The following is a 12,086-nucleotide window of genomic DNA, read 5'->3' as shown; positions in this document are numbered from 1 at the left end:
CCCCGGAACCGGCGGCCGCAGGAGAGATACGGGGGATAGCAGCATGAGACACGACGCCTTAACCTAACCATCCGCGGCAGGATTCTCCTCACGGGCCTCGCCTTTCTAACCCATCTAAAATATTTTTCGGTAAAATTGCGGAAAAAGTTAAGGTGGGCAACGAATTTATTATAGTGCCACTGAAACCACATTTCAATACGAGCGAGCAAGGGCCGGGAAGTAGCGGTTACAGCAAATGAAACCGAGGGCTGGCCTGGCGGGCAGCGGCGATTGCCTGCCGAAACTCCTCGGAAGTCACCCGGCGAGCAATTTCCGGATAACGATGGGCCAGATAGGTGGGATAGTACTGGTCCATAACATTGATCCAGCTGGTGGGGGAGATTTCTTCGGCTATAAACTGCATTAGCTCGGCGGTCCCAGCTAGACCTCCGGGCAAGACCAGATGCCGGATCAGCAATCCCTGGACCGCTACCCCTCTTTCATTTAGGGTTAGATCTCCTACCTGCTGGTGCATCTCCTTGAGGGCTGCTTTGGCTATCTGGGGATAGTCATGGATGCGAGAATATTTCCTGGCAATGTCGGCATTGGCATACTTGAGGTCGGGCATGTAGATATCAATTATGCCGGCCAGGAGCCGAATGGTGGCCAACCGCTCGTAGCCGCTGGAGTTATAAACCAAGGGCAACTCGAGGCCCAGGCCACAGGCCACCTCCACTGCTTCCACGATCTGGGGCAGGTAGTGGGTAGGGGTTACTAGATTAATGTTTTCGCAGCCCCGCTCCTGGAGCTGAAGCATGATCTGGGCCAGCTCGCCAGCGTCGACGGGATACCTATCCCGGCCCCGGCTGGTTTCGTAGTTCTGGCAGAAGACACAAGCTAAGCTGCAGAAGGCAAAGAAAATGGTGCCCGACCCGCCCCTGCCCACCAAGGGCGGCTCCTCGCCAAAGTGAGGCCCGTAGCCGGAGATCTCTACTACCTCTCCGGCCCCGCATTCTCCTCTCTCGCCCTGAAGGCGCCTGGCCCCGCACTCGCGAGGGCAGACCTGACATGGGTCGAGAAGCTGCTTTAGTTCAGCTACCCGTTGCTTCAGCTGGCCATTCCGGTGAAGCTCTCGATAGCTCAAGTGCTAATCCCCTTGTGCTTGGGCTAGAACCGTCCTATTTTTTGTTCGTACCCTAATAGGATTGTACAAAACCCGGAGCTATCATTCCAGTATTTCCGCCAAGCTTTCACCCATATCTAGCTTTCGGGCAGGCAGATGTTCATTCCCACTTCCAGCCGGTGGGGGTCGATGCCCGGGTTAAGCTCCATTAACCGCTCCACCGTGGTCCCCACCGCCCGGGCGATGCTCCATAAGGTATCGCCGGGGGCCACCGTCCAGTAAATGCCGCTAGGGCAAGGTGGAGTCGGCCCCGGGGGAATCTCTTGCTCGGCCGGCAGGCACAGCCACTGCCCGATCTGCAGGTTGTAGGGATCAACCCCCGGATTGAGGCGAAGAAGCTCATCTATACTAGATCCTATGGCCAAAGCAATGGCATACAGGGTATCGCCAGCCTCTACCCGCCAATAACGGCCGGTAGGGCAGGGCGGCCGCTTAAAATTCATACCCATCCCCTCCCTAGCAAATAGGCGATGCTTCCGAAACATTCCCCCTGCCGGATTGCTGGCGCCGGCTCCGGAGGGCGTCGCCGGCGATCCGTAGGCTTGCCCTCGCCCTTCGGCGGGCTTCCCGGCCAATCGGACGTCCATGTCCGTGGCCGGCTCCGGACATCGTGTCCTCCGGCCCGCCTCCGGACTCGGTCTCGCCAACGTCTCGCGAGGCTCGCCCAAAGTCGCCTTGCGCCAGCATCACCACCATTTCCATACTTGTTTCGGATGCACCAAATAGGCGCTCCGGAAACGTTTCCCGTGCCGGGGCCCTGCATACATTCCTGTCAGCATTCTATGCCGGGCGGAGCCTGCTGGTGATTGATGATTTTGGTCACAAAAACTGCTTCGGCGGTGTTATAGTTATAGCAGGGGTGAGGGGGCCGGGAAGAGAATTACAGGGTCCGGGAGGGGTAGCTATAAAACCCGGTGAGTTCGAAGCCTTATTCCGCAGCTATTATCCCCGGGTTTACCGTCGGCTTTATTACCTTCTGGGGGAGCGGGCGGCAGCCGAGGACTTAACTCAAGAGGTTTTCCTCAAGCTTTACCGAAAACCGCCCCGCGACGAGAGCAACTTGGGCGGGTGGCTTTCGCGGGTAGCCGCCAATCTGGCCTACAACTATCTCCGCGGCGAGGAACGGCGACGGTGCCGCGAGGAGAGGCAGGTCCGAGGAGCGCAAGATCCCAGCCGGGTAATTCTGCTTGAGGAGGCCATCGTCCGCGGCGAGGAAGCCCGCCAAGTGCATAGCTGCTTGGCTAGGCTTTCCCCTCGGGAGCGCCTCTCTCTGCTGCTGCGCAATGTCGGCTATAGCTACGCCGAAATCGCTGCCGCCATCGAGGTAGACAAGAGCTCGGTGGGAACCATCCTGGCCCGGGCCCGGCGGCATTTCGCCGCCCTTTACCAGCAGTACCAGGGGAGAGATGACCATGCAACTAACCAGATGTCCAAAGGAGGGCCTTCTCCAGGCTTATCTTGACGATGAGTTGGATACGGCTCAAGCTGCGCAGGTGGCCGGACACCTGACCCAATGCCAAGCTTGCCGGAAGCGGCTTTCCGAGCTAGAGCAATTGGCTTCCCTGGCAGCTTTGCGGCTAGACAGCTACCGCCAGGGCTTGGAAGCACCAGGCCAGATTGCCTCTGGGCTTCAGCATCTCAAAACCCCGCCTGTAGACCCCGTGACCCCACCCCTGACTATTGGTGAAAGAATGCATGAAAGGATGGTAGCCATGAGTCAGCGCAAATGGTTAGCCGGAACCGCCTTGGTCGCTGCCTTAGCCCTCTTTCTCAGTTGGGCCCCGGGGCGCAGCCTAGCCGCCCAGTTCCTCAACCTCTTCCGTATGGAAAAGATCCAAGTGGTAAAGATTACTCCTGAGGATATGGCTCAGCTGGAGAAATTCTTTGCTGGCCAGCCGGGCCAAGTGGATATCAAGAACTTCGGCCGGGTGGAAGTACAGGGGTCAAGCCAAAGCGTGGAGGTGCAACCCGCGGACGTGGAAGGCCTGACCGGGCTGAAATTGGATCTCCCCTCTAGCTTGGCCGGGCGAAAAAGAGGATCGATCCAGGTGCAGCAAAACCCAACCATTGCTATAACTCCAGATGTGGAAAGCCTAAATAGCTACCTGGCCAAGCACGGAGGCAGGCTCTTGCCAGAGGATCTTGCCGGCAAGACCTTTACCATCAAAATTCCGCCCCTGGTAAGAGCCCAGTACTCAGGCCAGGGCGAAGCTTTTGTCCTCTATGCCGCTCCGGATCTGACCATCGATGTTCCCCCGGGAGTAGATATGCTGGCCCTGCGCCAAGCCCTTTTGGACCTGCCTTTCCTGCCTAGCAACCTTCGCCAGCAGCTGGCGGCCATTAATGACTGGCAGCATACGCTGCCTATCCCAGAGACTAGGGAAATGCGGCCCCAAGAAATCACCGTCAACGGCGGGCAGGGAGTGTATTATGACGACGGGCAGGGTACGGGGGTGCTGGCCTGGCGGCAGGGTGACAGCTGGCAGGCCATAAGCGGTCTGCCTTTACAAGCCGCCCTTAAGGTAGCCGCGGAGGTTAAATAATGGCTATCATTGAAACCGAGAATCTTACCAAGATCTATGGGCAGCAAACTGCCTGCCAGGAGATCTGCCTTTCCGTAGAGGAAGGGCAGATCTTCGGCCTTCTAGGCCCCAACGGCGCCGGCAAGAGCACCCTGGTCAAGATGCTGGTGGGGCTGGTTTACCCTACCTCCGGCCAGGCCCGAGTAGCCGGACATTTGCCCTCCGACCCCCGGGGCCGGAGACAAGTGGGCTTCTTGCCGGAGAACTTTCGCTTTCATGGCTGGTTAAAAGGCAGGGAGCTGCTCCTCTTCCACGCCCGCCTGGCGGGGTTGGGCCCAGAGCTTGCTAGGCAGCAAACCGAAGAAACCCTGGAGCTAGTAGGCCTAGCTCAAGACGGGCAGAAGTTGGTAGCCAATTATAGCAAAGGCATGCAGCAGCGCCTGGGCCTGGCAGCAGCCCTGGTTGGTGACCCACAGGTAATTTTCCTGGACGAACCCACTTCAGCCCTGGACCCCTTGGGTCGCCGTCAAGTTCGCGAGGTGCTTTTGACGCTGAAACAGAGAGGCAAGACGGTGTTCTTAAACAGCCACCTATTAAGCGAGGTAGAAAAGGTATGCGACCAGGTAGCCATCATCAATCACGGCACTGTGGTAGCCGGCGGCAAATTGGATGAACTCCTGGCCGGGTCAACCGAGGTTGCCGTCAAGCTCTCGGGCCTCGGGCCGGAGACAGCCGAAGAATTGCGTCAAGATTATCCTTCCCTGCGCCTGGAGCAGGATCGCCTGGTGGTGCCAGTCAAGAGTAAGGAAGAGATCCCCGACCTGGTCAGCCAACTGACAGCCAAGGGTTGCCGGATCTATGAGGTTACCCCTAGCCACAATTCCCTGGAGGACATATTCGTCAATCTGGTACAGGAGGGGGAACCGCCATGTGGCTAATGGCTGCTTTTACCTTCCGCGAAGCCTGGCGAAAGAAAGTGGCCCTGATAGCTGGGATCTTGACCATAGCTTTCCTGGTCCTTTACGGTACCGGCCTGCATTTTATCGGCAAAAACATCAGCCGCCATTTGGGTGGGGTGGCCGACCCTTATGCCCAGATGCAGGCCATCTTCTTATTTGTTATGGGCGTGTATATGGCTAGCTTTCTGGTGGCCGGACTCTCCATCCTGGCCGCGGTGGGCAGCGTTTCCAGCGAAATCGAAAACGGAACCCTGCATGCGCTAGCGGTTCGCCCCCTGTCCCGGCGAGAGCTTTTGTTAGGTAAGTTCTTGGGCCAAGCGGCCATGCTGGTTGTCTATGCGGCTATTTTTTTCCTAGCTCTGGCCGCCCTGGTGCGTTGGCAGCTGGGAATAGGCATACCAGGAATCATCCCCGCCTTGGGGCTTTTCATCCTCGAACCGGTAGTGCTGCTGGCGCTAACCATGCTGGGAACGGTGCGGCTGTCCACAATGGGCAACGGGGTGCTGGCCTTTGCCCTCTACGCTCTGGCCATCGTAGGCGGCATGATGGAGCAGATCGGCTCCATGCTGGACAGCACCACCGCCATCTACATGGGGGTCATCACCAGCCTCATCCTACCGGCCGATGCCCTCTACCGGCGGCTAGTGGCCACGGTGGTGGCCCAATTGCCACCAGCCAGCGGTCCCGGCGGCTTTTTTATAAACCCCCAAAACATGCTGGGGCCCTTCGGCAGCCTGTCCACCCCCAGTAACTGGATGCTGCTTTATACCGGACTCTATATTGTCGGGTTGGTGGCTGCGGCCATTCATCTCTTTAACCGCAGGGATATCTAGGCCTATAGGGCCAGATAAGCATAAGGCGGTGACCGGGAGTTGTTGCCGGAATTTGGCTATGATATAGTAGCAGTGGTACGGAATGACTGGGGGTAACCCATCGTGGACTACCAGGAATTAAACTTAGCGCGAATGGCGGAGAAAATCACCGACATTCGCGAGGCCCTCGAAGTACTGAGGGAGTACGCCTCCAGGCCTGATAGCCAATTCCTAGGCAACAAGGAAGCAGTTTGGTCGGCGCGATATGCCTTCATCCTGATGACGGAAGCGGCAGCTAATATCGCAAGTCACGTTTGCGCCAAATTATTGGCCAGAGCACCACGCACGTATGCCGATAGTTTTCTCATCCTAGGGGAGGCGGGACTGTTGGATGCAGATCTTGCCTCGAGGTTGGGAAAAATGGTAGGGTTCCGCAATCTCTTGGTACATAGGTACGGAGATGTTGATGATGCGCGCATGCTAAGAATCATGCGAGAAGACCTGGATGATGTTGAGCTGTACTTGCAGGGCGTGGCCAGAATTCTTCACAAAGCAAAAAAGAGGTGAAATCTGTGTCCGATATTCCCTCCGGCGAGAAGCGTTACGCCTTACCAGCTGAGAAAAAAGAAGCTATATCTGCCTTCCTGCGGGTGCAGCTGCAGCAGCAACAACAGGTCCGTTTCGCCTTCGTTCACGGTTCCTTTTTAGACCCCGTCCCTTGTCGGGATGTCGATGTAGCTCTCTATTTTGCTGATGATACCCCTCCCGAGCTTCAGGATGACCTATGCTTAACTTTAAACTTGGAATGTAGCCATGCTCTGGGCCTACCAACCGATTTTCGCTCCCTCAATACCGCTGGACTGGATTTCCGTTATGCTGCCTCCCAGGGACGCGTACTCTTAGCCCGGGACGAAGATGAGTGCGCCGATTTTAGGGTACGCACCTGGTTGGAATACTGGGACTTTGCCCCCCTAGCCGAGCAAACTCTATTTGATCTCCTGGAAAGAAGCCATAGCAGGCCTTCTCGGCCATCTGAAGGCAGACGGTGATGCGGTCACCTTGTAAGCCCAGGGGTTGTGCAGCAGTCTCGGCCAGCAGGGCCCTCACCCAGGAAAACAGCTTTTACTGCAGGAAATGCCGGGGTGGCTCCTTGGGGACAGGGTTGGCTTCGTATCCGGGCAGCGGCCCGCGGGGAGTATAATGGGTGTGCAAGAGCTGGTTGGCCTTATCGCTCAGGGGTGCCCCCAGGAAGTCGGCGTAGATTTTCTGTACCGCTGGGTTTTGGTGGGAGAGGCGGATGCGGCGGGAATAATCAATCCGGTACAGGGCATCGGCGCGATTGTGGCGGTAATCTAAGGATATCTCCTTATGCTCCCGGCTGCCAAAGATGGGTTGGCCGCCGCCCCCCACGCACCCGCCCGGGCAGGCCATGATCTCCACATAGTCAAACTGCTCCCCCGCCTTCATGCGATCCAGGACCTTTCTGGCATTGCCGGTACCGTGGGCAATGGCCACTTTGATGTTCCTACCTTTAATCTCCACCCAGGCTTCCTTGACGCCGCTAAGGCCCCGGAATTCTTCGAAGTCGATTACCCCCATTTCCTGGCCGTGGGTGAGAGCATAGGCAGTCCTCACCGCTGCCTCCACCACCCCGCCAGTAGCGCCGAAAATGGTGCCAGCCCCGCTGGCCATCCCCAGTGGGGCATCGTATTCCTCATCGGGCAGCTGCCGGAAGTTCAAGCCAGCTTGCCGGATCATTCGCGCCAGCTCCCTGGTGGTAAGCACCACGTCCACATCTCTCCACTGGCCGCTCCCCATTTCCGGCCGGCTGGCCTCGAACTTCTTGGCGGTGCAGGGCATGATGGCCACCACCACTATCTTTTTTGGGTCTAAGCCCTGGTCTTCGGCAAAATAGGTCTTGGTTATGGCCCCAAACATTTCGTGGGGCGATTTGCAGGTGGAAAGGTGGGGGATAAACTCGGGGTAAAAATGCTCGCAGAACTTGATCCAGCCCGGGCAACAGGAGGAAAGGAGAGGAAGAGGGCCGCCCCGGCCGGAAAGCCGCTCCAAGAGCTCGTGCGCCTCCTCCATGATGGTCAAATCGGCAGTAAAATCGGTGGCAAAGACCTTGTCAAAGCCCAGGCGGCGCAAGGCCGCTACCAATTTGCCCGTCACCACCGTGCCTACCGGCAGCCCAAAAACCTCCCCTAGAGTAACTTGGATGGAGGGAGCGGTCTGAACTACCACATACTGCTCAGGATCTGCCAACGCCCGCCACACTTCATCGATATTCTCCTTTTCCACCAAGGAAGCGGTAGGGCAGGCAATGACGCACTGGCCGCAGGTGATGCAGGCAACCTCGGCCAGATCCTTCATAAAGGCTGGAGCAATAACCGTGTCAAAACCCCGGTTCTGTCCGGAGTAGACGTGGACTTCTTGGACATTGCTGCAGATGGCCTCGCAGCGCCGGCATTTAATGCATTTGTTGTAATCCCGTACGATGAAAGAGTTGTTATTGAAGATAGGGTAATTGGGAGTTTCACCGGTGAAACGGAGGTTACGAATTCCCAAGGTATCGGCTAGATGCTGCAGCTCGCAGTTGAGGTTGCGGATGCAATTGGTGCATTCGCGATGGTGGTCGGAAAGCAAAAGCTCTACCACCGTGCGGCGGGCCCTGAGCACCCGAGGAGTATTGGTATGGACCCTGAGGCCGGCTGACACCGGATAGACGCAGGCGGCCTGCAAAGTATGAGCGCCTTGCACTTCGATAAGGCATACCCGGCAAGCCCCAATCTCGTTGATACCCTTTAAATAGCACAGGCTGGGGATCTCAATCCCCACCCGGTGGGCCGCCTCTAACACCGAGATGCCCTCCTCGGCCACCACCTCCCGGCCATCGATCCAAAAGCTAACTTTCTTGGCTGGAACCAGGGTCGGGCCCGGCCGGGCGCCCCCTCCCAGCTGCCTTTTCCTAAGCTCATTCTTCCCAGCCGACTGCTGCCGTTCCCCAGCATTTCTGCTGTGGCCTCGGCTATCTTCTCGCCAGTTCTCCCCGGCCGATTGCTGCCGTTCCTCCCAGCTACCTGGGGATCCCGGCTCAAACATCCTAACCCGTCGACCATCACCCATAGCTATGCCTTCTCCTCCGAAACATAGTTGCTCTCGCCTATGACCCGCTGATCCTCCACTCCCAAATCCTGCGTGCCCAGCACTCAACCTTATAACCGACTATACCGACAACGCATGCCTATACCTACGTTGACTTATGAAAACCCGCGCGCAATTCCTAGTTGAGTGCTGGGTCGGCTTAATGTCGCTTCCGGATCACTCGGCCCCCATCCCGTGTCGCTACCATTCTCATCCATCGTGTGCCGCCTACGCGGCATGGGGGACCCCTTCCCTCACATGGCCGTACCTGAGACCAGGTTCCGACGAGCTCCGCCCTGGCGTACCTCGCCCGGGCATACTCCGGCCGGGCATCGTTTATCCCGGATGTGGGCTTCGTACTCGGGACGAAAATAGCGCAAGGTGGAAAGGATGGGGTTGGGCGCGGTCTGGCCTAGTCCGCAAAGGGAGCTTTCTTTAATGTCGTGGCTCAGGTCCTCGAGGATTTTCAGGTCCTCCAGGCTGGCTTCAAAGGCGGTGATCCGCCGCAGGATTTCTAGCAGCCGCTTGGTACCAACCCGACAAGGGGTACAGCGGCCGCAGGATTCATCCTGGGCAAACTCTAGATAAAAGCGCGCGATATCCACCATGCAGCTGGTCTCATCCATGACAATCAACCCGCCCGAACCCATGATGGAGCCGGCTTCGAGTAAAGCTTCGTAGTCAACCGGGGTATCCAGTTTCTCCGCCGGCAGACACCCGCCGGAAGGGCCACCGGTCTGCACCGCTTTAAAGCTTTTGCCGCCAGGGATGCCGCCGCCGATACCAAAGATTATTTCCCGCAGAGTGGTACCCATGGGCACTTCGATGAGGCCGGTATTGTTGATGCTGCCAGCCAAGGAAAAGACTTTGGTCCCTTTGCTCCCTTCGGTGCCCAAGCTGGCATACCACTGCGGGCCGTTGGTGATGACGGCCGGTACGTTGGCCAGGGTTTCCACATTATTGACTAAGGTGGGCTTACCCCAAAGCCCAGCCTGGGCCGGATAAGGAGGCCGGGGCCGCGGCTCGCCCCGCTCCCCAGCGATGGAACGAAGCAGGGCAGTTTCTTCACCGCAGACGAAGGCCCCGGCCCCCAGCCTGATTTCCACGTCAAAGCTAAAATCGCTACCCAGGATATTATCCCCCAGCAGACCGGCCCGGCGAGCTTGGCGAATGGCCCGCTCCAGCCGGTCCACCGCCACCGGATACTCGGCTCGAATATAGACAAATCCCTGCTTAGCGCCGATGGCGTAGCCGGCTATAGCCATCCCCTCTAGGACGCTATGGGGATCGCCTTCCAAGATGCTCCGGTCCATGAAGGCACCGGGGTCGCCTTCGTCAGCGTTGCAGACCACGTATTTGGGCCGGCCGGAAGCGTTGGCGGTAAGCTCCCATTTGCGCCCGGTGGGAAATCCGGCTCCGCCCCGGCCCCTGAGGCCAGAAGCCTTGATGGCGGAAATGATCTCTTGAGCGGGGCACCCTAAGACCTCGGCCAAAGCCCGGTAGCCATCCCGGGCTATGTACTCGTTGATATCCTCGGGGTTGATGTGGCCGCAGTTGCGCAAGACCAAGCGGTGCTGGGCCCCAAAGAAGGGAATCTCCTCTAGGCGCTGAGGCCGGCTATGGGTAACCGGGTCCTGATAAAGCAGCCGGGCCACTGGTCGACCTTGGACTATACCCTCGATCAAATCGTCAGCGTCCTGCCTTTGCACCTGGCAGTAAAAGGTGCCCTCCGGGTAAACCACCGCCACTGGCCCCAGCTTGCAAAACCCGAAGCACCCGGTTTTTATGATCTTGATTCGGTCCTTTAGGTTTCTCGCTTCCACCTGCCTTTTTAGTTCCTCGCGCAGGCCGTGACTTCCGGAAGAACTACAGCCGGTGCCGGCGCAGACCAGGACTTGGTGCTCTCCGGGAGCCTGTGATCGGCCTAGGCGAGCTTCAATGAGGGGAAGGTGGCGCTTCTTGATATTCTCTAGGTGGCTGATACTGGCGATCTTGGCGTTTGCTCTCGCGCTCATGGGTTGGCTCCGTTTCCGTTTCGGTTTGGGTTATAAGCTTGCGGTAGTGAGATAAGATAGCCCCTACCTTATCGGGTTCAACCTGGCCAAAGATATCGTCGTTTACCGCCACCACCGGCGCCAGTCCGCAGGCCCCCCGGCAGCGGGTAGAGCGCAGGGTAAAGGTCCGGTCCGGGGTGGTATCATCGTCATCCAGGCCAAGCTCCCGCTTGAAAGCCTCAAATACCTCATCCCCGCCTTTGACATAGCAGGCGGTGCCCAGGCAGACGCTGATAGTAAACTGGCCTTTGGGCTCGGTATCAAAAAGCGAATAGAAGGAGACTACGCCAGCAATCTCCGCCAGGGGGATATTGAGCTTGGCAGCTAGGTAGGCCTGAACCTCCGGCGGCAGGTAACCAAAGATCTCTTGGGCCTGGTGGAGAATTCGAATCAGCTGACCCGGCTGCCTGGCATAGGCATTTATAATCCTGTCAAGGCGAGCGTAATTGCCGAGCAAAGGCATAGGTTAAAAACCTCCAACCCCCTACTTTAGTTTCAAGCTAGGAGAGTTTTTTATGCAGCAGGCTTGGAAGCCTGCATAACCCACAGATCGGCGAGACCGGCCGGGACGGGGAAAAACAGCTCGTACAGGTCACTAAGGACGTGGACGTCTAACTTAAGAGTGGTGGCGAGCGAGGCTGGATAATGGTAGCCAGTCAGGTAATGGTAGGGGCAAAATGCTACAATAACTTAACAAATGAGTTGAACGGGGTATGCTGCAGCCCATTGATTAGACGTTCGTCTGCAGTTATAAAGATTCCTTTTTTGGCTACAGCCAGGGCAATATATAAGCAGTCGTATAGCGTCCGCCGACAACTATAAGCAATTTCGAATGCAGAAGGAAGCAAAGTACAGCTCCTGGCAATGCCCACCGGAAAAGCTTTCATGATAACACCAATTATTTTGCGGGCATCTTCAGCATCTATTTCCCCCTTCAAGCATTTTTTCCAAAGAACATTGCCCATTTCCGAGTATATCAAATCGGGTGCCCATAAATGATAAATGCCCTTCCCTGCTCCCTCCAGAATTGCTACCGCCCGGTCCGAATGGGGTTCAGGAACATACCACTTGATGGCTACACTGGAGTCAACAATATATTTTTTCACCGTTCCCGGTCCTCTCTGATTAAAGCCGCGCTGTCCTCATAATTTCTCTTTTTCTCTCCTAATTCTTTCCTTATCTGTGCAGCCAGCTGGATGCCGTCAATCATTCTGTCCCCGGCTACTTCTTCCAATATAGTGTGTAGTTCCAGTTGTAATGACCTTTTATTGGCATAAGCGCGTTGCTTTAACCTGCTTAAAACCTCCCTGGAAACATTACGAATTAAAATATCGGGCAAAACCGACCGCCCCCTTGCTATCATATTGATATCAAGATTATATCAGCTACATGCCGCTATTGCAACCAGCGTGTGGCGACATGTAGCGGGG

At 57.0% G+C, this 12,086-nt stretch carries 13 protein-coding genes; 6 read left to right on the top strand and 7 right to left on the bottom strand.

Annotated elements, in window-relative coordinates; translation table 11 throughout:
- Positions 1 to 226: 226 nt before the first annotated feature.
- Together H5U02_10670 and H5U02_10665 are read right to left on the bottom strand one after the other, a co-directional pair.
- On the bottom strand, positions 227 to 1,123 hold the full coding sequence (locus H5U02_10670; protein MBC7342887.1) for a radical SAM protein: 897 nt from the start codon (positions 1,121 to 1,123) through the stop codon (positions 227 to 229).
- 116 nt (positions 1,124 to 1,239) lie between these two features.
- Positions 1,240 to 1,605, bottom strand: a complete 366-nt coding sequence (locus tag H5U02_10665) for a LysM peptidoglycan-binding domain-containing protein (GenBank protein ID MBC7342886.1) — start codon at positions 1,603 to 1,605, stop codon at positions 1,240 to 1,242.
- Positions 1,606 to 2,066: 461 nt separating this feature from the next.
- On the opposite strand from H5U02_10665, the gene H5U02_10660 reads away from it, so the two are divergent.
- The 6 genes from H5U02_10660 to H5U02_10635 all read left to right on the top strand — a co-directional run bounded on the left by H5U02_10660 (position 2,067) and on the right by H5U02_10635 (position 6,504).
- Positions 2,067 to 2,624 carry a sigma-70 family RNA polymerase sigma factor gene (locus H5U02_10660; GenBank protein ID MBC7342885.1) on the top strand — a complete coding sequence of 186 codons (558 nt, stop codon included), beginning with the start codon at positions 2,067 to 2,069 and terminating at the stop codon, positions 2,622 to 2,624.
- Positions 2,575 to 3,705, top strand: coding sequence for a zf-HC2 domain-containing protein (locus H5U02_10655; GenBank protein ID MBC7342884.1), 1,131 nt, complete (start codon positions 2,575 to 2,577; stop codon positions 3,703 to 3,705). The genes H5U02_10660 and H5U02_10655 overlap by 50 nt, the downstream gene beginning before the upstream one ends.
- Complete coding sequence (locus H5U02_10650; GenBank protein ID MBC7342883.1) at positions 3,705 to 4,622, top strand: ABC transporter ATP-binding protein; 918 nt, start codon at positions 3,705 to 3,707, stop codon at positions 4,620 to 4,622. Before H5U02_10655 ends, H5U02_10650 begins: the two co-directional genes overlap by 1 nt.
- Positions 4,613 to 5,476, top strand: coding sequence for an ABC transporter permease (locus H5U02_10645; GenBank protein MBC7342882.1), 864 nt, complete (start codon positions 4,613 to 4,615; stop codon positions 5,474 to 5,476). Before H5U02_10650 ends, H5U02_10645 begins: the two co-directional genes overlap by 10 nt.
- A gap of 102 nt (positions 5,477 to 5,578) precedes the next feature.
- Complete coding sequence (locus H5U02_10640; protein MBC7342881.1) at positions 5,579 to 6,022, top strand: DUF86 domain-containing protein; 444 nt, start codon at positions 5,579 to 5,581, stop codon at positions 6,020 to 6,022.
- A 5-nt stretch (positions 6,023 to 6,027) separates the two neighbouring features.
- Entirely contained in the window at positions 6,028 to 6,504 is a 477-nt protein-coding gene (locus H5U02_10635; GenBank protein ID MBC7342880.1) for a nucleotidyltransferase domain-containing protein, read from the top strand.
- A 73-nt stretch (positions 6,505 to 6,577) separates the two neighbouring features.
- Here H5U02_10635 and H5U02_10630 read toward each other — a convergent pair whose 3' ends face one another.
- From H5U02_10630 to H5U02_10610, 5 genes are all read right to left on the bottom strand, one after another.
- Complete coding sequence (locus H5U02_10630) at positions 6,578 to 8,560, bottom strand: iron hydrogenase small subunit (GenBank protein ID MBC7342879.1); 1,983 nt, start codon at positions 8,558 to 8,560, stop codon at positions 6,578 to 6,580.
- Between the two features lie 296 nt (positions 8,561 to 8,856).
- The gene (gene nuoF / locus H5U02_10625) at positions 8,857 to 10,617 is read right to left on the bottom strand and encodes an NADH-quinone oxidoreductase subunit NuoF (protein MBC7342878.1); all 1,761 of its coding nucleotides are present in this window, start codon (positions 10,615 to 10,617) and stop codon (positions 8,857 to 8,859) included.
- Complete coding sequence (locus H5U02_10620) at positions 10,538 to 11,119, bottom strand: NAD(P)H-dependent oxidoreductase subunit E (GenBank protein MBC7342877.1); 582 nt, start codon at positions 11,117 to 11,119, stop codon at positions 10,538 to 10,540. The genes nuoF and H5U02_10620 overlap by 80 nt, the downstream gene beginning before the upstream one ends.
- 217 nt (positions 11,120 to 11,336) lie before the next feature.
- Positions 11,337 to 11,762 carry a type II toxin-antitoxin system VapC family toxin gene (locus H5U02_10615; GenBank protein MBC7342876.1) on the bottom strand — a complete coding sequence of 142 codons (426 nt, stop codon included), beginning with the start codon at positions 11,760 to 11,762 and terminating at the stop codon, positions 11,337 to 11,339.
- Entirely contained in the window at positions 11,759 to 11,995 is a 237-nt protein-coding gene (locus H5U02_10610) for a hypothetical protein (protein ID MBC7342875.1), read from the bottom strand. The genes H5U02_10615 and H5U02_10610 overlap by 4 nt, the downstream gene beginning before the upstream one ends.
- Between the last annotated feature and the right edge of the window lie 91 nt (positions 11,996 to 12,086).

The organism is Clostridia bacterium, from assembly GCA_014360065.1.
In the GTDB taxonomy this organism is placed as follows: domain Bacteria; phylum Bacillota; class DSM-521; order Neomoorellales; family JACIYF01; genus JACIYF01.
This window is presented reverse-complemented; position numbering and strand designations above follow the sequence as displayed.

Excerpts from the sequence above, each read along its gene's own strand:
- H5U02_10665 (MBC7342886.1), bottom strand. The coding sequence starts at position 1,605 with ATGAATTTTAAGCGGCCGCCCTGCCCTACCGGCCGTTATTGGCGGGTA.
- H5U02_10655 (MBC7342884.1), top strand. The coding sequence starts at position 2,575 with ATGCAACTAACCAGATGTCCAAAGGAGGGCCTTCTCCAGGCTTATCTT.
- H5U02_10650 (MBC7342883.1), top strand. The coding sequence starts at position 3,705 with ATGGCTATCATTGAAACCGAGAATCTTACCAAGATCTATGGGCAGCAA.
- H5U02_10645 (MBC7342882.1), top strand. The coding sequence starts at position 4,613 with ATGTGGCTAATGGCTGCTTTTACCTTCCGCGAAGCCTGGCGAAAGAAA.
- H5U02_10630 (MBC7342879.1), bottom strand. The coding sequence starts at position 8,560 with ATGTTTGAGCCGGGATCCCCAGGTAGCTGGGAGGAACGGCAGCAATCG.
- nuoF (MBC7342878.1), bottom strand. The coding sequence starts at position 10,617 with ATGAGCGCGAGAGCAAACGCCAAGATCGCCAGTATCAGCCACCTAGAG.
- H5U02_10620 (MBC7342877.1), bottom strand. The coding sequence starts at position 11,119 with ATGCCTTTGCTCGGCAATTACGCTCGCCTTGACAGGATTATAAATGCC.